At 73.4% G+C, this 25,647-nt stretch carries 16 protein-coding genes; 2 read left to right on the forward strand and 14 right to left on the reverse strand.

The features are described 5' to 3' along the window. Nucleotides 1–474: 474 nt before the first annotated feature. The 4 genes from NOO62_RS00580 to NOO62_RS00595 all read right to left on the reverse strand — a co-directional run bounded on the left by NOO62_RS00580 (nucleotide 475) and on the right by NOO62_RS00595 (nucleotide 7,317). The gene (locus NOO62_RS00580; protein WP_268768899.1) at nucleotides 475–2,202 is read right to left on the reverse strand and encodes a cytochrome b; all 1,728 of its coding nucleotides are present in this window, start codon (nucleotides 2,200–2,202) and stop codon (nucleotides 475–477) included. A gap of 640 nt (nucleotides 2,203–2,842) precedes the next feature. After that, complete coding sequence (locus NOO62_RS00585; RefSeq protein WP_268768900.1) at nucleotides 2,843–3,529, reverse strand: hypothetical protein; 687 nt, start codon at nucleotides 3,527–3,529, stop codon at nucleotides 2,843–2,845. Nucleotides 3,530–3,678: 149 nt separating this feature from the next. Beyond that, nucleotides 3,679–5,316, reverse strand: a complete 1,638-nt coding sequence (locus tag NOO62_RS00590; protein WP_268768901.1) for an FAD-dependent oxidoreductase — start codon at nucleotides 5,314–5,316, stop codon at nucleotides 3,679–3,681. Nucleotides 5,317–6,243: 927 nt separating this feature from the next. Next, nucleotides 6,244–7,317: a polyprenyl synthetase family protein gene (locus NOO62_RS00595; protein WP_268768902.1), complete on the reverse strand. Its 1,074-nt coding sequence runs from the start codon at nucleotides 7,315–7,317 to the stop codon at nucleotides 6,244–6,246. A 739-nt stretch (nucleotides 7,318–8,056) separates the two neighbouring features. Here NOO62_RS00595 and NOO62_RS00600 point away from each other — a divergent pair. After that, nucleotides 8,057–8,683 carry a hypothetical protein gene (locus NOO62_RS00600; RefSeq protein WP_268768903.1) on the forward strand — a complete coding sequence of 209 codons (627 nt, stop codon included), beginning with the start codon at nucleotides 8,057–8,059 and terminating at the stop codon, nucleotides 8,681–8,683. Then, on the forward strand, nucleotides 8,680–8,862 hold the full coding sequence (locus tag NOO62_RS00605; protein ID WP_150163957.1) for a hypothetical protein: 183 nt from the start codon (nucleotides 8,680–8,682) through the stop codon (nucleotides 8,860–8,862). Before NOO62_RS00600 ends, NOO62_RS00605 begins: the two co-directional genes overlap by 4 nt. A 160-nt stretch (nucleotides 8,863–9,022) precedes the next feature. Here the strand turns inward: NOO62_RS00605 and NOO62_RS00610 are convergent, their stop codons facing one another. The 10 genes from NOO62_RS00610 to NOO62_RS00655 form a co-directional block, all read right to left on the reverse strand. Further along, entirely contained in the window at nucleotides 9,023–10,492 is a 1,470-nt protein-coding gene (locus NOO62_RS00610) for a lyase family protein (protein WP_414930963.1), read from the reverse strand. A gap of 1,404 nt (nucleotides 10,493–11,896) precedes the next feature. After that, nucleotides 11,897–13,966 (reverse strand): FAD/NAD(P)-binding protein, encoded by a 2,070-nt coding sequence (locus NOO62_RS00615; RefSeq protein ID WP_268768904.1) that lies wholly within the window; start codon nucleotides 13,964–13,966, stop codon nucleotides 11,897–11,899. A gap of 722 nt (nucleotides 13,967–14,688) precedes the next feature. Continuing rightward, nucleotides 14,689–15,741 (reverse strand): mevalonate kinase, encoded by a 1,053-nt coding sequence (gene mvk / locus NOO62_RS00620; protein WP_268768905.1) that lies wholly within the window; start codon nucleotides 15,739–15,741, stop codon nucleotides 14,689–14,691. Between the two features lie 440 nt (nucleotides 15,742–16,181). Continuing rightward, nucleotides 16,182–17,708: an MFS transporter gene (locus tag NOO62_RS00625; RefSeq protein WP_268768906.1), complete on the reverse strand. Its 1,527-nt coding sequence runs from the start codon at nucleotides 17,706–17,708 to the stop codon at nucleotides 16,182–16,184. A 201-nt stretch (nucleotides 17,709–17,909) separates the two neighbouring features. Next, nucleotides 17,910–18,377 carry a hypothetical protein gene (locus NOO62_RS00630; RefSeq protein ID WP_268768907.1) on the reverse strand — a complete coding sequence of 156 codons (468 nt, stop codon included), beginning with the start codon at nucleotides 18,375–18,377 and terminating at the stop codon, nucleotides 17,910–17,912. A gap of 268 nt (nucleotides 18,378–18,645) precedes the next feature. Further along, on the reverse strand, nucleotides 18,646–18,786 hold the full coding sequence (locus tag NOO62_RS00635; protein ID WP_268768908.1) for a hypothetical protein: 141 nt from the start codon (nucleotides 18,784–18,786) through the stop codon (nucleotides 18,646–18,648). A gap of 38 nt (nucleotides 18,787–18,824) precedes the next feature. Next, a complete protein-coding gene (ahcY, locus tag NOO62_RS00640; RefSeq protein WP_268768909.1) occupies nucleotides 18,825–20,288 on the reverse strand; it encodes an adenosylhomocysteinase in 1,464 nt (487 codons plus the stop codon). Continuing rightward, the gene (gene metF / locus NOO62_RS00645) at nucleotides 20,266–21,171 is read right to left on the reverse strand and encodes a methylenetetrahydrofolate reductase [NAD(P)H] (protein WP_268768910.1); all 906 of its coding nucleotides are present in this window, start codon (nucleotides 21,169–21,171) and stop codon (nucleotides 20,266–20,268) included. Before metF ends, ahcY begins: the two co-directional genes overlap by 23 nt. Further along, complete coding sequence (gene metH / locus NOO62_RS00650; protein ID WP_268768911.1) at nucleotides 21,168–24,668, reverse strand: methionine synthase; 3,501 nt, start codon at nucleotides 24,666–24,668, stop codon at nucleotides 21,168–21,170. The genes metF and metH overlap by 4 nt, the downstream gene beginning before the upstream one ends. Continuing rightward, nucleotides 24,665–25,645 (reverse strand): carbohydrate kinase family protein, encoded by a 981-nt coding sequence (locus tag NOO62_RS00655; protein ID WP_268768912.1) that lies wholly within the window; start codon nucleotides 25,643–25,645, stop codon nucleotides 24,665–24,667. Before NOO62_RS00655 ends, metH begins: the two co-directional genes overlap by 4 nt. Nucleotides 25,646–25,647 lie beyond the last annotated feature (2 nt).

The following is a 25,647-nucleotide window of genomic DNA, read 5'->3' on the forward strand; positions in this document are numbered from 1 at the left end:
GGCGTGCGCGGGGGGCGGGGCGCGCCGGGCCGGGGCGGGCGCGCGGGAAGGCGGCGCCGGGCCGCGGGCCGGGGCGTGCCGCGGCGGCGGCACCGGCCGGTGGTGCGAGGGGGGCTTGGGGGGTGAGGGCCCGTCAGGTACGCGGGGGTACGCGGAGGTTCCCGGGCCCTGCGGCGCAACTCCCCTGCGGCCAAGGGCTCCACGCTCCGCAGGGAGGGGGCACGGCTTTTGGGCAGGGGAGGCGTGCAGAAATAGTGACACGGGCGGGCCCTTACACCAAGAGCCGTTCAAAGTGACGTGGGTCACGTGAAACGGAGGGCGGCGCCCGCCCGGCCGGGGCAACTCGCGCCGCTGGTGGGGCCGTTGGCGCGCGGCGCCGGCGGAAGGGCGCAACGGGGCGGCGCGGGTGACCCGTCCCCTGGTCACCCGCGCCGCTGCTGACTGGGCCCGGCCGGCGGGCCGGGCCGTTGGGGGTCAGTGCACGGGCTGGTCCGGTCCGCGGCCCTCCAGGGCGCCGGTTTGGCCGTTGCTCTGCCCGCCCACCTGCCCGCCGGGGTGGCCGTCGGCATGGCCCCCGGGGCCGTGGTCGAGGTGTTCCAGGGCCTGCTGCATCTCCTGGGGGGTGGGGTTGGCGATCTGCCCGTCGCTCAGCCAGCGGCTGAGCTTGTGGCGCAGCAGCTCGGCGCGGGACTTGGGGTTGGGCACGCCGTCGCGGTCCTCGCGCACCGGGGCGGGCAGTGCGGGGTGCACCTCGCGGGAGAGCAGGGTGTACTCCTGCCCGCGGCCCAGGCGCTCGTGGACCTCGACGAACTCGCCGTGCGGCAGGCGCTTGATGCGGCCGGTCTCGCGGCCGTGCAGCAGCTTGTCGCGGTCGCGCAGCTGCAGGCCGATGCAGATCCGCTTGGTGATGACGTAGGTCAGGGCCGGGATGACGAACACCCCGATGCGCACCGCCCAGGTGATGGCGTTCATGGACAGGTGGAAGCGCTCGGCCAGGATGTCGTTGGCGCCGCCGAAGAACAGCACCAGGTAGAAGGCGGCCAGCGAGCAGACGAAGGCGGTGCGCACGGGCTGCTCGCGCGGGCGGTCCAGCAGGTGGTGCTCGCGCTTGTCCCCGGTGATCCAGGCCTCGATGAAGGGCCACAGGCAGGCGATGGCGATCAGCAGGGTGGGCAGCACCACGGCCGGCACCAGCACGCCCATGTTGACGGTGTAGCCGGCGACGGCGAACTCCCAGGCGGGGAAGGCGCGCAGGGCGCCTTCCAGGAAGCCCATGTACCAGTCGGGCTGGGATCCCTGGGAGATCTGGTCGGGCCGGTAGGGCCCGTACACCCACACGGCGTTGATCTGGGCGATGCCCGCCATCAGCGCCAGCACGCCGGAGACCAGGAAGAAGAAGCCGCCGGCCTTGGCCGCGTAGTGCGGCATCAGGGGCTGGCCGACCACGTTCTGCTGGGAGCGGCCCGGGCCGCGGAACTGGGTGTGCTTTTGGTAGATGACCAGGATCAGGTGGACGGTGACCAGGGCCAGGATGATGCCGGGCAGCAGCAGGATGTGGAAGCTGTAGAAGCGCGGGATGACGTCGGTGGCGGGGAATTCGCCGCCGAACAGGAACATCGTCAGGTAGGTGCCGACCAGCGGGATGGCCAGGGTGACGCCCTCGGCGATGCGCAGGCCGGTGCCCGAGAGGAGGTCGTCGGGCAGCGAGTAGCCCAGGAAGCCCTCCAGGGTGACCAGGATCAGCAGGACCACGCCGATGAGCCAGTTCAGCTCGCGGGGCTTGCGGAAGGATCCGGTCAAGAAGTGCCGCAGGGTGTGCGCCATGGTCGCGGCGATCATGGTCAGTGCGGCCCAGTGGTGCAGCTGGCGGATGAACAGGCCGCCGCGCACCTCGAAGCTGATGCGCAGGGTGGAGGCGTAGGCCTCCGACATCTGCACACCCTGCAGCGGGACGTGCGGTCCCTCGTAGACGGTGTGGGCCATGCTCGGGTTGAAGAACATGGTGAGGTACAGGCCGGTGAGGATCAGGATGATGAAGCTGTAGAGCGCGATCTCGCCGAACATGAAGGACCAGTGCTCGGGAAAGACCTTGCGCATCAGGGTGCGCCACTGGTAGATCCCGAGCCGGCCGTCCGCCCAGTCGGCGATGCGTTCGCCCTGCGGTGCCGTGGTCCGCTGCGGCGCCTTGTCGGTGATGCTCATGCCCGTGCGCCCTCCCCTCGCCGCTGAGTCGTCACAGGCACACCCGGGCCGGCCGGTGAAGGCTCGGTGGCGGGGGCGGCCTGCAGCGGCGCAAACGGGCCCGTGCCGTGAAGCGGGTCGAACGCTATCGACACGGTGAGCGGCCGGACAACCGTGCTCAAGCCGGAACCCGGCCCCAACTCCACCGTTTCTCGAGCGAGTTTCGAGTCGCCCCGCCGCGCAGATGTCATGACCCCGCCCAACTGGGCGGTTTGTGCTGGTGAGTTGGGACGGAGCCGCCGCCCCGGGCCGCCCAAGTAGACCTCAACAGCGGCTAGTTGCTGCGCTCTTGTCATACCCGAAGCCTATGTCGGGGGCATTTGGCGCGTGCGCCCGGCACCCCCCCTTGCGGGCGCGGGGGCGGGGCGCCGGCGGGGGCGTCGGCGGAGTGCCGCGGGGCGGGTCTGGGTTCCTGGGCGGGTCTGGGTTCCTGGGGGGGGCTGGGTCCCTGGCATCTTCGGCGTCTCTGACGTCTCTGTGATCTCTGGCGTCTCTGGCGTCTCTGGCGTCTCTGGCGTCTCTGGCGTCTCCGGCGTCTCTGGCGTCTCTGGCGTCTCCGGCGTCTCTGTGGTCCGCGCGGGCCGGGGGCCCGGCCGGCTGTTCAGGGGCGGTGGCGCTCGCCGGCCGGGGCCTGGGCCGGGGCCGGCCACTGCGCCGAGGAGCCTGCCGGATGCAGCCGGGCGGAACCGGCGGCGACCCCGATGGCGGGCACCGCCGGGGCCGGGGCGCGGCGCCGGCGGGCGTGCGCGCCGTGGGTGATGCTGGGCGGCGCCGGCACCGGCACCGGCGGCGGGGCGGGGGCGCGGCGGCGGTCCCGGGCGCGGGGGCAGGGCACCACGGCGAGCGGCCCGGCGGCCTGCAGACGCGCCAGCAGCCGGGCGGCGGCGTGCGGCTCGGTGACGGCCTCGGCCGCGATCCGGGCGGTGACCCGCCGGGCGAGCCAGGCGCGGGGGCCGCGGGGGCAGTCCTGGACGGGGGCGGCTGCAGGGCTGGGGGTGTCTGCGGGGGCGGCGGCTGTGTATGCGGGGGCGGGGGCGGCTGCCGCGCCTGCGGAGGCGAGGGCGGCTGCTCCGACCGCGGGTCCGGGGGCGGTTGCGGTGCCGGTAGGGCCGGGGGCGGTTGCGTGTGGCTCGGTGACGGCCTCGGCCGCGATACGAGCGTTGCCCCGCCGGGCGAGCCAGGCGCGCAGGCCGCGGGGGCGGCCCTGGGCGGGGGCGGGTCGGGGGGTGCCTGCAGGGCTGGGGGCGGCCTCGGTACCTGCGGCGCTTGCGGCGCCGGGGCCGGGCATGTCCGCAAGGCCGGGGGCGGCTGCAGGGCTGGGCGTGCCGGCGAGGCCGGGGGGACCTGCTGCGCCTGCGGGGCCTATGGGGCGGCCGGGGGCGGCTGCCGTGCTGGCGGGGTCGGGGGCAGCTGCCGCGCCTGGGGTGGCGGGGGCGGCTAGCGCGCCGGGGGCGGCCTCCGGGCCTGCGGTGCTTGCGGTACCGGTGGCGCTCGCCGCGTCTGCGGTGCTTGTCGCGCCAGGAGCGGCTGCCGCGTCGGGGACAGCCTCCGCGCCTGCGGCGCCGGAGCCTGGCGCACGGGCGGGGCCGGGGGGACCCGCTGCGTCTGCGGGGCGGCCGGGGGCGGCCGTCGTATTTGCGGGGCCGGGGGCAACTGCCGCGCCTGGGGTGGCGGGGACAGCACCCGCGCCGGGGGCGGCCTCCGGGCCTGCGGTGCTTGCGGTACCGGTGGCGCTCGCCGCGTCTGCGGCGCTTGCCGCGCCAGGAGTGGCCGCCGCGGCCGGGGGGCCGGGGGTGCTAGCCGCGTCTGTGGGGCCGGGGGCGGCTGCCGTGCTTGCGGAGGCGGGGGGGGCGGGGTTTCGGGGGTGCTCGGCGGGGGCGGCACGGGTGCCGGGCCGGTGGTGTGCAGGTGGCGGGTGCTGGTGTGCCAGGCGGGGGCCAGGCGGTGGGCCAGGGCGCGGCGCAGCCGGTAGGCCAGGCCCACCGTGGTGCCGTGGCCGCTGAGCATGCCGTCCAGGACGAGGGCGCTCTGCACGGCGTGGGTCATGCCCTGGCCGTGGGCGGGGTCGGTGACCGCCAGGGCGTCGCCGACCACGAGGAACTGGTCGGGCCAGCGGCGCAGTTGGTCGTAGTGGCGCCAGCGGTTCTCGGTGCGGGTGCAGGTGTAGACGGGTCCCAGCGGCGTCGCGCTTTCGATGACGTCGCGCAGCAGCGGGTGGCGCAGCAGGCCCGCGGCGTGCAGCAGGCCGGCGTGGTCGGTGGGCGGCGGGGCGCCGTCGGCGAAGGTGAGGGTGAGCGCGAGGCGGCCGCCCTCGATGACGTTGAGGGTGCCCTGGCGGGGGTGGCCGGGCGCGGCCAGGAGCAGCAGGCTCTGCCAGTCGGCGACGTGGCCGATGGGCGGGGCGAAGACGGTGGAGGCGTACGTGGTGCGGGCGGGCACGGCCGTCTCGCGGGGCGGCTCGTAGCCGAGGTCGGCCAGCCAGTGGGGGGCGCGGGAGGTGTGTCCGGAGGCGTCCACCACGAAGTCGGCGGGTATGAGGCGGCGCGGGCCGTGGCCGTGGGGTCCTGGCCGCTCGCGGCGGCGGGTCCACACGCCGGTGACGGTGTCGTTGCGGCCGGGCTGCAGGCCCTGGACCTCGTGGCCGGCCAGGAAGGTGACCTTGGGCTCGGCGTGCAGCCGTGCGCGCAGCACCGCGTCGATCAGGTCGCGGGAGGCGCTGAGCATCGACAGGCCCGCGTCGAAGCGGGGCAGCCAGCCGGCCGGGCCCAGCACCAGGGCGTCCTGGGACAGGCCGATACGGACCGCGCCGGCGCGTGCGAAGTCCGCTCCGATGCCGGGGAAGAGTTCTTCCAGGCCCTGCTGGGCGGTGGTGGTGAGGCTGTGGGCGTGCCGGGCCTGGGGCACACCGCGGCGGCGGGCGGCGCCGTGCGGCAGGCGGTCGCGTTCGATGACGGTGACGTGGTCCATGGAGTTGGCCAGGGCCCGCGCGGCGGTGAGCCCGGCGGGGCCGGCACCGATCACCACGGCGTGGCTGCGGCCCTCGCTCCCGTCGACGCCGCGTGCGTCCTGACTCATCTGGGCCGCCCTTCCGGTGCGTTCGTGGTTGCATCATGCGGCGTGCGCGCGCCCGTACGGCGGGATTTGCCCAACCCCCCACCGCTCCCCCGGCCTTGGGATCCACCCGCCTCCTCCGCCCCCGGCGCCGCCCCCGTCCGGCGCGGCGCGGCGCGATGTCCCTGGTGGGACCCCATCCGCCCGCCCCGCCCGGCGGCACGGGGCGGGGCGTGGGCGCGGTGCGGGACGGGGGCGGCCTTCAAGCGGTTCTCGAGGGGGCTGCGACGGGGGCTGTGGCGGACGTCGAGCGGGTGCCGGGGCGTGGGCGGGAGGGGGCGTGGGTGTGGGTGTGGGAGGGAGGGCGCGGGGCGCCGGGGGTGTGCCCGGTCCGCCACCAGATGCAAGGGGTCACCCGGCCCGGCCCGGGCGGAGCGGGCTTTCGGCGGGGCGCACGGGGGGCTTTGCGGGGGTTCAGGGGGCGTGTCCGGCCGAGGGGGGTGGATTCGCGTACGGGGAGGGCGACTTGGCGCGGGAGCCGCTGGGGCCCCTCCGCCGCACCCTCCGGGCACCCCTCCCCCGCGACTGGACCGCACGGTTCCGGGGGGGGGCGGGTGCGGTCCGGGGCAACTGGGCTTGGCGGGGCGGGGGTTGACCGAAAGTAGCGGCGGCCGGTGAGGCGGGACGGGGCGGGGCGGGGTGGCGGCCAGGTTTCCGCGTACCTCGTGCCGGTACGCACAGACCGGGATGCGCAGACCGGTACGCACAGACCAGTACGCGCAGACCGGTACGCACAGGCCGGTACGCGCAGACCGGTACGCCGAGCAGTGCGACGTAGCCCTCTGACCGCCCCTCCCCCCGCCGCCGGCCGGAGGGCGGCCCGGGCCGCCCGGGGCCGCCCGGGGCCGCTTCCCCGGGAGGCGGGGCGGCGGCTCCGGGCGGGTGGGGTCATCAGGTGGTGCGGTAGGCGACCTGCGTGGCCATCGTGGTCAGTTCGGTGCGCCAGACCGGGTCGATGGGGACCTCGGCGATGGCGTCGCAGCCCTGTTCGACCAGGGCGGCGATGTGTTTTTCGACGTCGTCGGGGACGCCGGTGTCCACCAGGCGCCGGCGCACCTCGTCGGGGGTGTGGCCGGGTCGGGTGATCAGGCTGTGGATGCGTTCGTCGCGCTGCATCGCCCAGCCCAGCAGCAGGGTCATCTTGTGCTGCTGGAAGTCCAGGCCGGCGGGTTTGCCGGTGTGCGCGGAGTCGCCGAAGGCGTCCAGCAGGTCGTCGCGGAGCTGGAAGGCCTCGCCGACCGCTTCGCCGTACTTGGCGAAGGCGGGGGCCAGGTCGGCGCGGCCGGCCGCGCTCGCGCCGACGGCCAGCGGCCGGTGGATGGTGTAGTGGCCGGACTTGGCCAGGGCGATCCAGCGGGACAGGCGCGGGTCGACGGAGAACTCGGCGGCCGCGGTCATGTCCATGTACTGGCCGATCATCAGCTCCGAGCGCAGCTTGTGCCACACCGCGTGCACCGCCGCGGGCGCGGCGCTCATCAACTGTTCGCTGTAGACCAGGGCCAGGTCGCCGACGAGGAGGGCCACTCCCTCGCCGTAGCGGCGGGATTCGCCCTGCCAGGCCCGGGCGGCGTGCAGCGCGGTGTGGTGGGCGTGCACGGTGGGCAGGCCGCGCCGGTGGCTGGAGGCGTCGATGACGTCGTCGTGGATGAGGGCGGAGGCGTGCAGCATCTCCAGGGCGGCGGCGGCCGCCACGACGGCGGGGTCGGCGGGGTCGCCGTCGGCGGCGAGGTAGCCGGCGATGCAGAAGGCGGGGCGGATGCGTTTGCCGCCGGCCGCGATCAGTTCGCTCAGCGCCTCGACGGCGCCGACCGCGCGGTCGTTCACGCGGGCCCATAACTCGTGTTCGGCGGCGAGGAAGGCGCGCAGGTGTCCTTCCATTCTCTCCAGCAGATCGTCGCGGGTGCGGCGCGCAGTCGCGGCCAATTCCTGGTCGGTTCCGTCGGTCTGGATACAGGCCATTTCCATAGCCACAGCTTTTCCCTTGCGTTGAGGTGGAGCAGGGGGCGGTGTCACCGGGGCGGCCGGGTGGGCCGCCGAGGGGGGGCAGGGGTCGGGGCGCGGCGGGGTGTGGGGGGGCTGCCGCGGCCGGGCGCGTGCGGCGGCCGGGGGTGGGCCGCCGGCCGGGGGGGTGCCGCAGGAGGGGGCTGGAAGGAGGGGCTGGGAGGGGCGCGGGCCGGGGGGCGGTAAAGCAGGGTGTCATCCGTCCAAAGCGAAGCCTGAAGAATCCTGGAGTTCTCCTTTAGAAAAGAGGAATCTCAAATTCCCCTTTAGGGCAGATCGATTACGAAATGAAAAATTTACAACCGCTGGATTACCGCTCCCTTCCCGGTGGGACGCACGTTGACACCCCCCGACCGGTCATGGAACTCTCCGAGGGCACCCATAGCCGCGTCTAGGCGGCGGTGGGGCCTGGGGAGGCATCGGGGGGATGGACCGTACATGGCAGCTGTATTCACTGTGCGCATCAGGGCCTACGCCTATCGGGCGGGGCCTGAATTCTTTGCCGGAATTTCCTGAACGGGACCGTTCTGCCACGTGACGATGCGATGTCCGTTCAGCGGCCTGCATCCAAAGGCTCCGGCCACGCCCCCTTCTTCCTTTTCCGAGGGCCATCGATTCAGCAATTCACTGCGGCATCCGGTACGGAAGATGCGTGTCTTCGTCGTGCCGGATGCGGGGCGCGTCAGCTCATGAAGGAGATTCAATGGAGTTTCACTCATGCCCCAGGAACCATGCTCAGCAAGTCCCTGCCGCCGCCGGCTCCGTCCTGTGCACCGGCTGCGTCGAGCAGCTGGAACGTAATCTGCGTGCCCTTCCCGGCCTCCACCAGGAAGGACTGCACCACATTCTGTCGACGTCCCGGCGGCGGAACCCGACAAAGGTGTCGGGCAGCCGCAGGCGGGATCATCTGAACATTTCCGCACTCGATGCCAGGAACAATATTCTCGCCATTCTGGAATCGTGGTCCGGGTTTGTCGTGGAGAAGCGGGGGGCGGCCGTGCCCGGGCGTTCCGTCCCGCATCTGGCCTGCTTTTTGATACTCCATCTGGAGTGGCTTGCCACCCAGCCTCCGGCTGCCGAATTCGCCGATGAAGTCGAGAGCCTCCAGGTGGAATCGCTGCGGGCCATCGACCCGGATTCCGAGGACGAGAAGGCGCCGGTCATCGGGTGTGTCGTGGACGACTGCCCGGGGACGATCAATGCGTCGGCGGGTCATGCGCGGACAGCGGTCCGGGGCAGCGTCAGCTGTTCGTCGGGCCATTCCTGGGAAATGCGCGAATTGCTCACCATCCGGCATCTCATGGACCGGCAACGGAAGGACGCCGCATGAACCGACCGCCGCGCCACCGGCTCGTTCCCACGAATGTGGCCGCACTGGCCACGGGTGTGTCCGAAGCGACCATCCGCAAGTGGGTAAGCCGGGGCAAGATAACCCGCTACGGCACACCAGGACGCTCCCAGTTCGACATAGAAGAGCTCACGGAGATCGCTCTGCAGCGCCAGCGCTGAGCGATCTCCGTGAGCGCCTTCGCCCGGCCCCCCGGGGCCGTCTCGACCGCGGCCGCCCCCGCCACCCCCGCAACGGGGTGCCGGGGGCGGCCGCCACCCTCGCCGTCGCCCTCGCCGCCACCGCCGCCCTCGCCGCCGCCCTCGCCGCCGCCCTCGCCGGTCAGACCGCTCCTGCCGGGGCGGAGGACCCGGGAGGTGCAGGAGGCGCGGGGGGTGCGGGGCGGGTCAGGGCGCGCTCGGTCAGCGCGGCGGCCGCCCCGGTGTAGGCCTGCGGGTCGAACAGGTCGCGGTGGCCGACGCCGCTCAGTGCGGCGGCCGCGCGCGGGTCCTGGCCCAGTACCTCGGCCAGTGGCCGGCCGCTGGCTGCGGCCTGGGCCGATGCGGTATCCAGCAGGTCGCGGGCGGCGGCCTTGCCCAGCAGCGGCGCCAGGACGGCGGCGATCCGCTCGGAGACGATCAGGCCGCCGGTCAGGGTGGTGTTGGCGCGCATCCGTGCGGCATCCACCCGCAGCCGGCCCACCAGCTCGGCGGCCTGGTGGGCCGCTCCCCCGGCCAGCCGCAGCAGGGCGCGCAGCGGCTCCCACTCGGCGTGCCAGGCACCGGCCGAGCGCTCGTCCTCGCTCAGCATGCAGCCCAGCACGCCCGCCGCCAGCGGCGGGGCCTGCAGCGCGGCGGAGCGGATGGCGGTGGCCAGTACGGGGTTCTGCTTGTGCGGCATCGCCGAGGACGCGCCGCGCCCGGCGGGCGCCGGCTCGCGCACCTCGCCGACCTCGGTGCGGGTCAGCGACAGCACATCCACGGCGATCTTGCCCAGGGCGGCGCAGGTGAACGCGGCGCCCTGGGCCAGGTCGGCCACCGGGGTGCGCAGCACGTGCCAGGGCAACAGCGGTGCGCGCAGCCCCACTTCGGCGGCGAAGGCCTCGGTGAGATCACGGGTATAGGCGGCGGGGTCGGTGCCCGGGGCGTGGGCGAGGTAGCCGGCCAGGGTGCCGGCGGCCCCGCCGAGCTGGACGGGTGCCGCCGCGTCCAGGGCGGCGAGCCGGTCGGCGGCATCCAGTACGAGGTGGCGCCAGCCCGCCGCCTTGCAGCCGAAGGTGGTGGGCACCGCGTGCAGGGCCAGGGTGCGCCCGGCCATCAGGGTGTCGCGGTGGGTATGGGCCAGCGCGGCCAGCGCCTGCTCGGTACGGGCCAGATCGGCGCGGATCAGGCGCAGCGCCCGCCGGGCGACGAGCATGGCGGCCGTGTCGAAGATGTCCTGGCTGGTGGAGCCGCGGTGCACGTAGGCGGCCGCGGCCGTGTCGCGGGCGGCCACCAGCGCGGTGAACTCCCGGACCAGGGCCACCACCGGGTTGGCGGACTGGCGGGCCCGGGCCGCCAGCGCCACCACGTCCAGCCGCTCCGCCCGCGCCGTCTCGGTGATCACCCGGGCGGCGGCCTCGGGCACCGTGCCAAGGCGCGCCTGGGCCCGGCTCAGCCCCGCCTCGGCATCGAGCATGGCCTGCAGCCACGCCCCGTCCCCCACCGCCCCCGCCACCGGCACCCCGGCCCACACGGGCGCAAGCAGCCCGGCATCCGGACCTGCCATGTCCGGTCCCGCCGTGTCCGGTCCCGCCATGTCCGGGCCCGCCATGTCCGGGCCCGCCGCGCCGGTTTTGGGCGGAGGCGGCGGGGTGGTGCTCGGCGGATCAGCGCTCATGGGTGGCTCCTTGTTCCTGTTCTGTACGGGGGTCCGGCCTCGGCGCAACTCCCGCGTACTGGGGGGGCTGGTTGCCGCCGGGGTGGAGGGTCGACGGGGCCCCGGGGGGGGCGGGCGTGACGGCCGGACGGCCGGTCGGACGGTCGTGACGGGTCGGGCGGCCGGTCGGACGGACGTGACGGGTCGGGCGGCCGGTCGGACGGTCGGTCGGTCGGACGGTCGGTCGGTCGGACGGGTCAGGCGGACGGCGGAGGCCGTGGCGGGCTCCCCCCGCCCGGCCTCGGGGCGGCTGCGCCCGCTTGCGGCTGGGCGGTTGCCGCCGAGTCGTGGCGCGGCAGGCGGACGGGCAGCGGACTCGCGCCACCCCAGGCCCGGACGGCACGGTCTCAGCTCGCCTCCTGCTCCGGGCGGCCGGCTGTCGCCCCACGGGGCAACGGGGGCAGGCGGACGGGCGGCGAACATGGTGGGCTCCCCCACCCGGCTCCGACTCAACGCCCCCCTGCGGTTGGGGCGTTGCCGCCGCGTCGGGGAGACGGCGCGGCAGGCGGGCGGGTGGACGACGCGCGCTGCTCCCTGTCCGGGCGGCCCCGGGTCCCGGTTCGGCTCCCGCCCCCGGCCGGTCGGCAGGCGAGGTGGCGGCAGGCGCGGGGCGTGGTGGCCCGGGCCAAGAGGGGGCCCCGGTCCGGGGCACCCTCTCCCCGGCGCGTGGCTGATGCCCGGGGGTGGGCGGGCATGGCAGGCCCGGCTCGAGGGCGAGCCCCGTACCGGGAAAACTTCCGCCCACCGACCCATGGTTGGCGCCGGGAGGGAGGCGGGTGCGGTGACGGGCAGGCAGGTAGTCCTGGTCCGGAGAGCCCCGGACCCAGGAGCAAACACCGCCCATCGAACCATGGTTGACGCCGAGAGGGTGCAGGCGCGGTGACGGGCAGGCAGGTAGTCCTGGACCGGTGAACCCCGGACCCAGGAGCAAACACCGCCCACCGACCCATGGTTGACGCCGAGAGGGTGCAGGCGCGGTGACAGGTGGGCAGGTGGGCCTGGACCGGTGAACCCCGGGCCCGGGAGCAAACACCGCCCACCGACCCACGGTTGACGCCGAGAGGGCGCGGGCGCGGTGACGGGCAGGCAGGTAGTCCTGGACCGGTGAGCCCTGGGCCCGGGAGCAAATACCGCCCACCGGCCCATGGTTGGCTCCGGCAGGGGGGGCGGGCGCGGTGACAGGTGGGCAGGTGGTCCTGGACCGGAGAGCCCCGGGCCCAGGAGCAAACCCCGACCACCGACCCATGGTTGACGCCGGGAGGGGGCGGGTGTGGCGGGCGGTGGGTGGCGTGGTGTGGGTCAGGTTTCTGCTCGGTCGGGCAGGGGCGTCCCGGGAGCGGGGTCGGTCGGGTACGGGGCCGGGGCCGGGTGGGGGGTCGGGGTGGTGGTGGGCCGGGAGGTGGCGGGGGTGGTGGTGGGCCGGAGTGTGGCGGGTGCGGGGGTGGGGTGGGGCGGGTGGTGCAGGGCCGCGCGGGCGATCGCGTCCGCGTCGGTGAGGGTCACCGAGTTGACGCCGGGGCGGATGCCCGCGGCCGTCACCCAGTGCACCGCTTCGGTGGGCACCCCGAAGGCGTAGCGGTGCGGGTGCGGGCGGCCCGCCGCGTCGATCAGGCGGAAGGGGCGCGGTGTGACGGCCAGCCCGTCGCTGTCGAAGGGCTGTACGCCGCGGGTGCGGATGCGGTGGGCGGTGCACTGGCCGGTGGCCAGCAGGTGGCGCAGCAGCCGGTCCTCGGTGCGGCGCAGCGTGATCGCGGGCAGCCGGGCCTCGACGACCGCGTCCACCTCCCGCGCCGAGTCGGGCACCAGCGGGGAGGCGGCGGTGCAGCGGCCGTGCTCCACCTGCACGCGCAGGCCGGGGCCGATCACGTCCAGCACCCCGGCCTCGATCAGCGCGGTCATCTCCTCCACCCGGCGGGCCGGCGGGCCGATCGACAGGTGCGCGTTGAGCGGCGTGTACCAGCCGTCCAGGTCGGTGCGGTGGGAGTCGCCGTCCAGGCCGCCGTGGTCGACGGCCAGGCGGATCTCGTTGCGCAGGTCCCGCAGTACGTCCAGGGCCGCCTTGAGGGGCCCGCTGACGTTGCCCGCCCGCGCCTCGGCCACGTCCTGGCGCAGCTGGTCCAGGAGCCAGCCGGTGAAGTCGTGCGGGCCGGTGAACTCCCGGTCGCGCCAGGGGCGGGCCAGCAGCTCCCAGTCCAGGCGGTCCTTCTCGCCGATGCCGTACTCCTCCAGCACCGCCCGCAGGTGCCGCTCCCCCGGCGGGGCGGCCAGGCAGGCGGCCTCCAGCTGCCGGGCCGGCAGCGCCTCGCCGCGCGAGCGCAGCAAGGTGGCGTAGTAGACGGCCTCCGCCTCCCGGGCGATCAGCGGCCACACATCGCGCCGGAAGTCCAGGCCGCCCACGGCGTGTTCGCGGCGCAGCACGGCGATGCGCCCGGCGGTGAGCAGGCGCGGCTCGTGGCGGCCGTGCGGGCCCTTCTCGTTCTCGCCGCGCGCCTGGTAGGGAACGCCGCGCCGCGATCCCGCGTACAGCTGCGGCTCGCGGCCCGAGGCCTGGTAGTACAGCCGGCCACCGCGGCGGGTGAAGGTGCCGCCGCGGCCGGCGGTGAGCCGGGCCAGGTAGTCGAAGAAGTTCAGGCCCAGGCCGCGCAGCAGCACCCGCATGCCCGGCGCCAGCGCGCGCAGGTCCACATCGGCGGGGTTGGCCGGCGCCAGGTGGGGCAGCCCCGCGGCGCGGGCGCGGCCGGCGAAGGCCCGCTCCCCCGCGTCCGCGCCGGCCGGCAGGTGGCCCTGGCACAGGATGACCGCGTCCAGTCCGCCGAGCACCGTGCCGTCCGCCAGCCGCACCCGCTGCCGCCCGCCACCGGACGGCCCCGTACCTGTGGGGGGTTCGTCGTCCAGCGCGACGGCCAGGCCGCGGTGGAAGGTGACACGCACCCGGGCGGGCGCGCCGCGCACCACGCGCCGGCACACCCAGCGCAGGTAGTGGCCGTAAAAGGCGCGGGTGGGATACGTGTCGGGGCCCAGCGCGCGGGCCTGGGCCACCACCTCCTGCGGGTAGGCGTCGCCGAGCTGCCCGGCGGCCAGCGCGAGGGCCCACTCGTGCAGGCTGGGCCCCGGCTCCAGCGGCCCCGCAAGGTCGACGCTGGCATCGGTGAACACCGAGATCTGGCCGGCCACGGTGTTCATGAGCAGGTGCGGGGACTGGTCGGTGCGCCACACCCGGCCGGGGCCGGGCGGGCAGGGGTCGATCACATGGATGCGGAGGGGGCCGTCCTGCGGCCGCAGGCGGGCGTTGGCGCACAGGCGCTCGAGTACGGACAGGCCGCGCGGTCCGGCACCTACCACGCACACCGTGCGGGGGCTCGCTGTCATGTCTACCGTTTCTGCTGGTCACGCAACGGGGCGAGGACCACGGGACACCGCGCGGGCCGCCGCCCCTGAAGCGGGGTGGCAGGACTGCGGGGCCGGGTCCGGGCCTGGCGCCGAGCCGGGCTCGGCGGCAGGCGTGCGCACGCCCCGCCGGCCCGGGCAGACCTCACCCCTGGGCGGCGGACCACACCCGGCACGCCGGATGGGCGGCGGGAGGGTGTGGGCGTACGGCGGCGCGTGCGGGAGGGGAAGACGGGCGGCGGGGGCGGCGGCGGGCGGTGTGCCGCGCCGCGGGTGCTCCCCGCGCGTCCCTCCTGCGCCGGCCGTCAGCCGCTGTCGCGGGGCGGACGGTAGCCGTTCACCATGCGCGCCGGGTCGGCCCCGCGGCCGCACGGCCGCCTCCCCCGCGCGTCAGCAGAAACAGAACCGGATCATCGCCGAAGGGGCGGGGGCCGGTGCAAGGGCGGGCGGACACAGCGGAGCCGGGACCGGTGCCGGTCCCGGTGCCGGTCCCGGTGCCGGGGGCAGTGCCGGGGCCAAGGGCGTACACGGTGCTGGCGGTGTTCATGTGCCTGCTCCTCTCGCCTGTCCGTACACGGATACGTGGATGGTGCCGGGATACGTGGATGGTGCGGGGATGGTGCCGGGATACGTGGATGGTGCCGCCGGGTACCGCCGGGTGACGCCGGGGGTGGATGCCGGGGGTCAGGAAGCGGTGCGGGGGGTCAGGAGGTGGCGCGGGGGCCGCCGGTGCGGCGGGCCGTCAGCGGCAGGACCCAGGTCTGCTGCGCGCCGGCCGCGTGGAGGCGGCGGGTGACGGCGCCGGCCTGGTCGCAGGGGACCAGCGCGATCATGCAGCCGCCGAGCCCGCCCCCGGTGATCTTGGCGCCGAGGCTGCCCGCGGCCAGCGCCGCCTCGACCAGCGCGTCGATGCGCTCGGTGCTCAGCCGGGCCTCGCGCAGCAGGTGGTGATAGGCCGTCAGGTAGGGGCCGAGGTCGTCGGGGGTGTCCTGGGCCAGGGCGTGGCGGGCCCGGTCGGTCAGCAGGGCGGCGCGGCGCAGGAAGTGGTGCCGGCTGCCGGGGTGGCGGGTGAAGCCGTCACGCAGCCGGGTCACCGCGTCCTTGGTACGGCCCACCTCGCCGCTGTCGGCCACGATGAACAGCCCTTCGCAGCCCACCTCCAGGTCCTGGGCGGCTCCCTGCTGGAACAGCAGCGGGCCGGGCGCGCCCACGGCGGTGGCATCGACGCCGCTGGCCCGGCCGTGGGCCACGTTCTCGGCGCTCTGCACCAGGTCGAAGACCGTGCGCGCATCGACCTCGCGGCCAAAGAGGTCGGCCAGGGCCAGGACCACGGCGCGGGCGCACGCGGCGCTGGAGCCCAGGCCGCGGCCGGGCGGGATCGCGCAGTCCAGGATCACCTCCAGGTGCACGTCCGCGGCCACGTCCATGGCGGTACGGAACTCCGCGGCCAGCTGCCGCAGCCCGTCGGAGGCCTCGGTGGCCACCGGCCGGGAGGGGGAGCCGGTCATCGTCAGGGACACCCCGCCGGCGGCGGCGGGGCCCGGCGCGGACCAGCCGGCGCTGGCCGTGACCGCCAGCTGCGGCACCGGCAGTGCCAGGGCGGGCGCCCCGTACACCACGGCGTGCTCGCCCAGCAGGATCGTCTTGGCGTGGGCGCGGCCGACCCCGACCGTGCGGGCCCGGCGGGCGGCGGGGGCGGCGTCCGGGGCCGGGGCCGGTGGTGTCAACGCGCTCAGCTCCCCTGGTGTTTTCCGCATGGAGATCGCATCGTCCAGACTTCTCGGAAGGAATGAGGAAACGCAGACGTACGACGGGTACGTAAAAGGCGTAGCAGGGCGCAGCGGTAAGGCCCGTCCGGTGCTGCGCCGTGCCGATCCGGCTGCCGGTCCGGTCCGGGGGCGTATTCGCCTCACCGGTTGCGGATACGGGGCGCCCCGGCCCAATCCCCCGCCGCGGCAGGGTATTTGGGCAGGGTGGATGCACCGGAATAGTGACACGCGGGATGAGGCTGCGCCTAGGGCGCGTGGGGGTGGTGTGGGTCACGTGAGGCTGAAAAGCCCGTACCGCCCCCGGGGCAGGACCCGGGGGCGGTACGGGCAGAACAAACCGTCGGCCATCGGCCGCCGAAAGGCGTTATGGCAGCACGGTGTTACGGCATTGCGGTGTTACGGCATTGCGGTGTGACGGCATTGCGGTGTTACGAGGAGACGCCGGTGGCGGCGGGCTTGTCGGCCGCTTCCGCGTCGGGCTCCGCCTCGGCCTCGGCGAGCACGTTGCGCGGCACCGCGTCCACCTTCTGCATCAGGACGACGACGAGCACCGCGGCGACGGCCACCAGGATGGCGCCGACCTGGAAGGCCCGCGAGGTTCCGTCGGACTGTGCGACGGTGGGGATGACGCCGTCGCCGATGTGGTCGGTGGTGTAGCGGATGGCCAGCGGCACCAGGGTGGCCAGGCCGAGCGCGCCGCCGATCTGCTGCATGGCGGTCTGCACGCCGGAGGCCAGGCCGGAGTCCTTGCCGGTGACCTGGTAGAGCGCGCCGTTGACCAGGGCCGGGTAGCACATGGCGCTGAACAGGCCGAAGACGATCATGCCGGGCAGGACGCCGTTGAGGTAGGTGGAGTCGGACTCCAGGGTGGAGGCGACGACCAGGCCCGCGGCCGCGCCGCCGAAGCCGATGGCCAGGACCGCCTTGACGCCGATGCGGGGCATCAGGCCGGAGGCGGCGCCCATGCCGGCGCCCATCGCGAAGGCCAGCGGCACCACGGCCATGCCCGACTTGATCGCGGAGTACTCGAGGACGTCCTGCATGTACATGATCAGCAGGAAGGCGTAGCAGTGGAAGCTGGCCAGCAGCGCCAGGGTCACCACGTTGGAGGTGACGCGGGTGCGGTTGGTGAAGAAGCGGATGGGCACCATCGGGTCGGGGGTGCGCGTCTCCCAGACGGCCGCCAGGAGCAGCACGGCGATGCCGCCGAGCAGCGGGATCAGCACGGTCGAGGAGCCCCAGGAGTGGTCGGCGGCCTTGATCAGGCCGTACACGACGGCGACCAGGCCGCCGGTGATGGACAGCGCGCCGACGACGTCGACACGGCGGCCCTCGCGCTCCATGCGGCTCTCGGGCATGACCTTGGGCACCAGGATCAGCGCGGCGAGGGCGATGGGGATGTTGATGTAGAAGATCCAGCGCCAGTCGACGTATTCGGTCAGGGCGCCGGAGACGACCGAGCCGATTACGCCGCCCAGGGCGGCGGTGCCGCCCCATACGCCCAGCGCCTTCATCCGCTCCTTGGCGTCGGGGAACAGCACGGGGATCATGCCGAGCGCGGCCGGGCCGCACAGCGCCTCGCCCAGGCCCTGGACGAAGCGGCTGGAGACCAGCATGCCGGAGGACATCGCGGCGCCGCAGGTGGCCGAGGCGACACCGAAGAAGATGACGCCGACCATGAAGATCTTGCGGCGGCCGTACATGTCGGCCAATCGGCCGCCCAGGAGCAGGAATCCGCCGGCCATCAGCACATAGCCGTTGATGACCCAGGCGAGGTCGCCCTCGGTGGAGAAGGTCAGATCGCTCCTGATTTCGGGAAGCGCGACGAGCACAATCGTGACGTCCATGACGAGCATGAACTGAATGGCGGCCAAAATGGCCAGCGCTTTCCAGCGCCGCGGGTCGCCGACGGGGGCTTCCGCCCCGCCCGTGGACTCTTTGTCGAGAGTACTCATGGCCTGATTACTTCCTCCGAATAAGTGCGACCCAAGAAGGCCGTCCGCGCGGACATTCCGGCCGGCGCCGGTGAGTGGCCCGCGCCCGCGGTGCGCGGGTTGGCGCCGTCTCCACCGGTACGACGATGCAGCCCTCCGGAATGTGAGGGGGAGTTCGCGATTCCGCCCCCGCCGGGGGGGGGCGGGGCGGTGCGGGCGGGGTCAGCCGGTCAGGTAGCGCTGGATGGTGGGCGAGACGAGGGCGACGACGTCGTCGACGGAGGCGGAGGCGATCGGCTCCAGCTTCACGACGTAGCGCAGCACGGCCACGCCCCACACCTGGGCCTGGGCGGCGTTGATGTTCATCGGCGGCACGCCGAGCGCCCTGGCCACCTCCTCGAAGTCCTTGGGGGGTTGTCCGTCGTCGAGGGAGGCGGCCAGCTGCTGGAAGATCTGGCGGGACATGAAGTCGCGCATCTGCGCGGCGCCCTGGTCGTCGGCGAACACGGCGCTGAAGGCGCCCAGGAGCTGCGGGCGGGCCTGGGGGTCCTCCCATTTGGACAGGGCGGCCCGCAGCAGGCCCTCGGCGAGCCGGCCGCGTTCGCCGGTGAGCGAGGCCGCTCCGGCCTCGGCGAGGGCGTCCCCGATGTCGCTCAGGGCGTTGGGGCCTTCGGCGGCGGCTGTGGACATCGCTCCTCCTGGTGAACGGGGGCCCGCGCTGTGGGTGTCGGGCCCCGGTCGGGCGTGCGGTGGTGCCGGTCTTCGGGAAGAGCGGCCATCGTCGCCCATGGCCGCTCTTGAGCCGCTCAATGTCCGCTCGAACCGGCCGGGCGGTCGCCGCGGGTGGCGTGATCCGTGCGGACCGGGGCGCGCCCCCGCCCCCGTGCACGGGGGCGGGGCGGGGTGGACTGCCGCCGGAGCCGGGCCGGTTGGGGGGCTGCGGCCCCGGCGGCGGGGGTCAGTCGATGCCGCGCACGACGTTGGGCTCCCCGGTGTCGTCCTCGTCGATGCCGGCGAGCCGGAGCGGCGGGGTGCCCGGAACAGACAGGGCCAGGCCCGGTCCGGGCGGCCTGGTGTCCTCCTCTTCGGTGTCGTGCACGTGCTCCTCCTGTTCCGGCGGCCGGGGGCCGGTCCGTGTCAGTAGCGGTAGTGATCGGGCTTGAAGGGGCCGTCGACCTCGACGCCGATGTAGGCGGCCTGTTCCGCGCTCAGCGTGGTGAGCTTCACGCCCAGCGAGTCGAGGTGGAGGCGGGCGACCTTCTCGTCCAGGTGCTTGGGCAGCACGTAGACACCGGTCGGGTAGGCCTCCTGCTTGGTGAACAGCTCGATCTGCGCCAGCGTCTGGTCCGCGAACGAGTTCGACATCACGAACGACGGGTGCCCGGTGGCGTTGCCCAGGTTCAGCAGACGGCCCTCGGACAGCACGATCAGGACCTTGCCGTCCGGGTGGGTCCAGGTGTGCACCTGCGGCTTGACCTCGTCCTTGACGATGCCCGGCAGCTGCGCGAGACCGGCCATGTCGATCTCGTTGTCGAAGTGACCGATGTTGCCCACGATCGCCTGGTGCTTCATCCGGGCCATGTCCGCGGCCATGATGATGTCCTTGTTGCCCGTCGTCGTGATGAAGATGTCGGCGCTTTCGACGACCTCGTCGAGCGTGGTGACCTGGTAGCCGTCCATCGCCGCCTGCAGCGCGCAGATCGGGTCGATCTCCGTGATGATCACCCGGGCGCCCTGGCCGCGCAGCGACTCCGCACAGCCCTTGCCCACATCCCCGTAACCGCAGATCACCGCGGTCTTGCCGCCGATCAGGACATCGGTGGCGCGGTTGATGCCGTCCACCAGCGAGTGGCGGCAGCCGTACTTGTTGTCGAACTTCGACTTGGTCACCGCGTCGTTCACGTTGATCGCCGGGAACAGCAGCTGGCCGTCACGCTGCATCTCATACAGCCGGTGCACACCGGTGGTGGTCTCCTCGGTCACCCCGCGGATCTCCGAGGCCAGCTGGGTCCACTTCTGCGAGCCCTCGGTGATGGTGCGGTTCAGCAGCTGCAGGATGACGCGGTGCTCGTCGTTCTCCGCGCTGTCGACGGCGGGAACCTTGCCCGCCTTCTCGTACTCGACGCCCTTGTGCACCAGCAGGGTGGCGTCCCCGCCGTCGTCCAGGATCATGTTCGGGCCGCCGGTGGGCGTGTTCGGCCAGGTCAGCGCCTGCTCCGTGCACCACCAGTACTCCTCCAGGGACTCGCCCTTCCAGGCGAACACCGGAATGCCCTGCGGGTCCTCCGGCGTGCCGGTGGGACCCACCGCGATCGCGGCGGCCGCGTGGTCCTGGGTGGAGAAGATGTTGCAGGACACCCAGCGGACCTCGGCGCCCAGCGCGACCAGGGTCTCGATGAGCACCGCGGTCTGCACCGTCATGTGCAGGGAACCCATGATGCGGGCCCCCGCCAGCGGCTGGGAGGCCGCGAACTCCTTGCGGATCGACATCAGACCGGGCATCTCGTGCTCGGCCAGAGTGATCTCCTTGCGGCCGAAGGCCGCCAGGGACAGGTCGGCGACCTTGAAGTCGTGGCCGTCAGTGGTGGGCTGCGAGGTCATGCGGGGTGCTCCTTGAGTTCGTGACGTTGCGGTGGATCTCGAGGGTGGCCGTCGAGCGGTTGAGGGTGATGTAGTGCAGGCCGGGGGCGCCTTCGGCCAGCAGCTGCTGGGCCATCGTGGTGGCGTGCTCGACGCCGATGCGGTGTCCCTCGGCGGGGTCCTCGCGGGCGGCGTCCAGGCGGTGGGCCAGCTGTTCGGGGAAGGCGGCGCCGCTGAGCTGGGCGAAGCGGCTGATCTGGCGCACGTCGGTGGCCGGCATGATCTCGGGGATGATCGGGGTGGTGCAGCCGGCCGCGGTGACCTTGTCGCGCAGGCGCAGGTAGTCCTCGACGTGGAAGAACATCTGGGTGATGGCGTAGTCGGCGCCGGCCCGGCACTTGGCGACGAAGTGCTTGATGTCGCTGTCCCAGTCGGCCGAGCGCGGGTGGCGTTCGGGGAAGGCGGCCACGCCGACGCTGAACTCCCCCGACTCCTTGACCAGGCGCACCAGTTCGTGGGCGTGGGTCAGGCCCTGGGGGTGGGCGGTCCAGGGGGCGCCGGGGTCGCCGGGCGGGTCACCGCGCACCGCCAGGACGTCGCGGACGCCGGCGTCGGCGTACTGGCCGATGATGTGGCGCAGTTCGGCCACCGAGTGGCCCACCGCGGTCAGGTGGGCGACGGGGCGCAGGGTGGTTTCGGCGGCGATGCGTTTGGTGACTTCCACGGTGCGGTCGCGGGAGGAGCCGCCGGCGCCGTAGGTGACCGAGACGAAGGTGGGGGCGAGGGTTTCGATGCGGCGGATGGCCTTCCACAGGGTGCGGGCGGCGGCGTCGCTCTTGGGCGGGAAGAACTCGAAGGAGAAGCTGGGGGTGTCCTGGTCGATGAGGTCGCGCAGGGCGGTCATGGCCGGCCTCCGGCGTTGAAGTAGCTGGCCTGGGGGTGATGCAGGACGATGGCGTCGGTGGACTGCTCGGGGTGGAGCTGGAATTCCTCGGAGAGCTGTACGCCGATCCGCTCGGGCCGCAGCAGGGCGGCGATCTTGGCGCGGTCGGCGAGGTCGGGGCAGGCCGGGTAGCCCAGGGAGTAGCGGCAGCCCTGGTACTGGGTGCGGAACATGCCCTCGACGCTGTCCGGGTCGCTGCCGGCGATGCCGAGTTCGGCGCGTACCCGGGCGTGCCAGTACTCGGCGAGGGCCTCGGCGAGCTGGACGGACAGGCCGTGCAGTTCGAGGTAGTCGCGGTAGGAGTCGGCGGCGAACAGTTCCGCGGTGGCCTCGCCGATCTTCGAGCCGACGGTGACGACCTGCAGCCCCACGACATCGGTCTCGCCGGATTCCTCGGGGCGGAAGAAGTCGGCCAGGCACAGGCGTCGCCCGCGCGGCTGGCGGGGGAAGGTGAAGCGGGTGTGCTCGGCGCCGGCCTCGTCCAGCAGGATCAGGTCGTCGCCCTTGGCAACGCAGCGGAAGTAGCCGTGGACGACGGCGGCTTCGAGCAGGCCCTCGGTCTGTACCCGCTCCAGCCAGCCGCGCAGCCGGGGCCGTCCCTCGCTCTCGACGAGCTCCTCGTAGGAGGGCCCCTGGCCGGTGCGGTCTTGTTTGAGCCCCCACTGGCCCTTGAACAGGGCGCCCTCATCGAGCCAGGAGGCGTACTCCTTGAGCTGGATGCCCTTGATGACGCGGGTGCCCCAGAACGGGGGCGTGGGCAGCGGGTTGTCGACGGCCACATCCGAGCGGGAGGGACCCTCGGCCTCCTCGACGGCCACCGGCGCCTCGCGCTTGGGCACACGGCGCTGCTTGAGCTCGGGCAGGCTCGCCCCGGGCACACCCCGCTTCACCGCGATCAACGCGTCCATCAGACGCAGGCCCTCGAACGCGTCGCGGGCGTAGCGCACTTCGCCTTCGTAGATCTCGTGCAGGTCCTGCTCGACGTAGGCGCGGGTCAGCGCCGCCCCGCCCAGGATGACCGGGTAGTCCGCGGCCATCCGGCGCTGGTTGAGCTCCTGAAGGTTCTCCTTCATGATCACCGTGGACTTGACCAGCAGCCCCGACATGCCGATCACATCGGCCCTGTGCTCCGCCGCGGCATCCAGGATCGCCGCGACCGGCTGCTTGATCCCCAGATTGACCACGTTGTAGCCGTTGTTGGACAAAATGATGTCCACCAGGTTCTTGCCGATGTCATGGACGTCACCACGGACGGTGGCCAGCACGATGGTGCCCTTGCCCTCGTCGTCCGTCTTCTCCATGTGCGGCTCCAGATGCGCCACCGCCGTCTTCATCACCTCGGCGGACTGCAGCACGAAGGGCAGCTGCATCTGCCCGGACCCGAACAGCTCACCGACGACCTTCATGCCCTCCAGCAGGATGTTGTTGACGATGTCCAGCGCCGGAGTGTCCTGGAGCGCCTCGTCGAGGTCGGCCTCCAGACCGTTCTTCTCCCCGTCGATGATGCGCCGCTGCAGACGCTCCTCCAGCGGCAGCGCGAGGAGCTCCTCGGCCTTGCCCGCCCTCATCGACTTCGTGGAGACCCCCTCGAAGAGCTCCATGAGCCTCTGCAGCGGGTCGTAGCCCTCCGCACGCCGGTCGTAGATCAGGTCGAGTGCGACCGTGACCTGCTCCTCCTCCAGACGCGCGATCGGCAGGATCTTCGAGGCGTGCACGATCGCCGAATCCAGGCCCGCCTTGACACACTCGTGAAGGAAGACGGAGTTGAGCACGACCCGCGCGGCCGGGTTCAGACCGAAGGAGATGTTGGACAGCCCCAGCGTGGTCTGCACCTGCGGGTGACGCTTCTTCAGCTCCCGGATCGCCTCGATGGTGGCGATGCCGTCCCCCCGGGACTCCTCCTGGCCGGTGCAGATGGTGAAGGTCAGGGTGTCGATGAGGATGTCCGACTCCTGGATGCCCCAGGTGCCGGTCAGGTCCTCGATCAGCCGCTCGGCGATGGCGACCTTGTGCTCGGGAGTACGCGCCTGGCCCTCCTCATCGATGGTCAGCGCGATCAGCGCCGCACCGTGCTCCCGGGCCAGCGCGGTGACCTTCGCGAAGCGGGACTCGGGCCCGTCCCCGTCCTCGTAGTTCACCGAGTTGATGACCGCCCGGCCGCCCAGCTTCTCCAGACCCGCCCGGATGACGGGGAGCTCGGTGGAGTCCAGGACGATGGGCAGGGTGGAGGCGGTGGCGAAGCGGCCCGCGAGTTCCGCCATGTCCGCCACACCGTCACGGCCCACGTAGTCCACACACAGATCCAGCATGTGCGCGCCCTCACGGATCTGCTCCCGCGCCATCTCCACACAGTCGTCCCAGCGGGCCTCAAGCATCGCCTCACGGAACTTCCTCGAACCGTTGGCGTTGGTCCGCTCCCCGATCGCCATGTACGCGGTGTCCTGACGGAAGGCAACCGTCTGGTACAGCGAGGCGGCGCCCGGCTCGGGGCGCGGGGTGCGGGCGGGCGGGGTCAGGCCCCGGACCCGCTCCACGACCTGGCGCAGGTGCTCCGGAGTCGTCCCGCAGCAGCCGCCGACCAGCGAGAGACCGTAGTCGCGCACGAAGTTCTCCTGCGCGTCGGCCAGTCCGTCGGGATCCAGCGGGAAGTGCGCGCCGCCCTTGGTCAGGACGGGCAGCCCGGCGTTGGGCATGCACAGCAGCGGGATGCGGGAGTGGCGGGCCAGGTAGCGCAGGTGTTCGCTCATCTCGGCGGGGCCGGTGGAGCAGTTCAGGCCGATCATGTCGATGCCGAGGGGTTCGAGCACGGTCAGCGCGGCGCCGATCTCGGAGCCCAGGAGCATGGTGCCGGTGGTCTCGAAGGCCAGGGAGCACACCAGCGGCAGGTCGAGGCCGGCCCGGTCCAGGGCGCGGCGGGCGCCCAGGAGGGCGGCCTTGGTCTGCAGGAGGTCCTGGGTGGTCTCCACGATGAGGAGGTCGGCGCCGCCGTCGATGAGGCCTTCGGCGTTGGCCTGGAAGCCGTCGCGCAGGGTGGCGAAGCCGGTGTGGCCCAGGGTGGGGAGTTTGGTGCCGGGGCCCATCGAGCCCAGGACGAAGCGCTGTTGTCCGGTGGCGGCGGTGAACTCGTCGGCGACCTGGCGGGCGATGCGGGCGCCGGCCCGGGAGAGTTCGGTGATGCGGTGGGCGATGTCGTACTCGCCAAGGGCGGCGTGGTTGGCGCCGAAGGTGTTGGTCTCCACGCAGTCCACGCCGGCCGCGAAGTACTCCTGGTGCACCGAGCGCACGATGTCGGGGCGGGTGACGTTGAGGATCTCGTTGCAGCCCTCGAGCTGCTGGAAGTCCTCAAGGGTGGGGTCCTGTGCCTGGAGCATGGTGCCCATCGCGCCGTCGGCCACCACCACGCGGGTGGCCAGGGCCTGGCGCAGGGCGGCGGCGCGGGCGCGGGGCGTGGGGTTCACAGGGTCCTCACGATCCGCGCCTCCAGGGCGCGGGCGGCGCCGGCTCCGTAGGTGTGCTCGATGCGGGCCGTCAGGTCGGCGGGGATGAGCTTGTACTCCTGGGTGCCGACCGATTCCAGGACGGTGGTGGCCAGGGCGCAGCCGAGCTGGGCGGCGCGTTCGTGGGGCAGTTGCCAGGCGGTGCCGGCCAGGAAGCCGGCGCGGAAGGCGTCGCCGGCGCCGGTGGGGTCGGCGATCTTGCCGGTGGGGACGGCGGGCACGGGCAGCGGGGGGCAGCCGGCGCGGGCCAGTGTGACGCCGTCGGCGCCCAGGGTGGTGATCCAGGTGCCGACGCGGTCCAGGATCTGCTGTTCGCTCCAGCCGGTGCGCTCCTGCAGCAGGGCGGCCTCGTATGCGTTGGTGAACAGCCAGCGGGCGCCGTCCACCAGGCGGCGGGCCTGCTCGCCGTCCAGGCGGGCCAGTTGCTGGGAGGGGTCGGCGGCCACGGGGATGTTCAGGCGGTGGGCGGTGGCGGTGTGGCGCAGCATGGCGGCGGGGTCGTCCGCGCCGATCAGGACGAGGGCGGGGGCGGTGCCGGCGGTGACGGCGGCCAGGTCGATGTGGGCGGCCTCGGCCATGGCGCCGGCGTAGAAGGTGGCGATCTGGTTCTGGTCCTGGTCGGTGGTGCACACGAAGCGGGCGGTGTGCAGGGTGTCGCTGACCTGGACGGCGCCGGTGTCCACGCCGTGTTCGCGCAGCCAGTGGCCGTACTCGGCGAAGTCCAGGCCGGCCGCGCCGATCAGGAGGGGGTCCAGGCCGAGCAGGCCCAGGCCGAAGGCGATGTTGGCGCCGACGCCGCCGCGGCGGACCTCCAGGCGGTCGGCGAGGAAGGACAAGGAGACCCGCTCCAGCTGTTCCTTGAGCAGCTGTTCGGCGAAGCGTCCGGGAAAGACCATCAGGTGGTCGGTCGCTATCGATCCGGTCACGGCGATACGCACGG

This window comes from Streptomyces sp. Je 1-369 (genome assembly GCF_026810505.1).
Classification (GTDB): Bacteria; Actinomycetota; Actinomycetes; order Streptomycetales; family Streptomycetaceae; genus Streptomyces.

Bases quoted from the DNA above. Each gene is read 5' to 3' on its own strand.
- NOO62_RS00580 (WP_268768899.1), bottom strand. From the start codon at position 2,202: ATGAGCATCACCGACAAGGCGCCGCAGCGGACCACGGCACCGCAGGGC.
- NOO62_RS00585 (WP_268768900.1), bottom strand. From the start codon at position 3,529: ATGCCCGGCCCCGGCGCCGCAAGCGCCGCAGGTACCGAGGCCGCCCCC.
- NOO62_RS00590 (WP_268768901.1), bottom strand. From the start codon at position 5,316: ATGAGTCAGGACGCACGCGGCGTCGACGGGAGCGAGGGCCGCAGCCAC.
- NOO62_RS00595 (WP_268768902.1), bottom strand. From the start codon at position 7,317: ATGGAAATGGCCTGTATCCAGACCGACGGAACCGACCAGGAATTGGCC.
- NOO62_RS00600 (WP_268768903.1), top strand. From the start codon at position 8,057: ATGGAGTTTCACTCATGCCCCAGGAACCATGCTCAGCAAGTCCCTGCC.
- NOO62_RS00605 (WP_150163957.1), top strand. From the start codon at position 8,680: ATGAACCGACCGCCGCGCCACCGGCTCGTTCCCACGAATGTGGCCGCA.
- NOO62_RS00610 (WP_414930963.1), bottom strand. From the start codon at position 10,492: ATGGCGGGCCCGGACATGGCGGGACCGGACACGGCGGGACCGGACATG.
- NOO62_RS00615 (WP_268768904.1), bottom strand. From the start codon at position 13,966: ATGACAGCGAGCCCCCGCACGGTGTGCGTGGTAGGTGCCGGACCGCGC.
- mvk (WP_268768905.1), bottom strand. From the start codon at position 15,741: ATGCGGAAAACACCAGGGGAGCTGAGCGCGTTGACACCACCGGCCCCG.
- NOO62_RS00625 (WP_268768906.1), bottom strand. From the start codon at position 17,708: ATGAGTACTCTCGACAAAGAGTCCACGGGCGGGGCGGAAGCCCCCGTC.
- NOO62_RS00630 (WP_268768907.1), bottom strand. From the start codon at position 18,377: ATGTCCACAGCCGCCGCCGAAGGCCCCAACGCCCTGAGCGACATCGGG.
- ahcY (WP_268768909.1), bottom strand. From the start codon at position 20,288: ATGACCTCGCAGCCCACCACTGACGGCCACGACTTCAAGGTCGCCGAC.
- metF (WP_268768910.1), bottom strand. From the start codon at position 21,171: ATGACCGCCCTGCGCGACCTCATCGACCAGGACACCCCCAGCTTCTCC.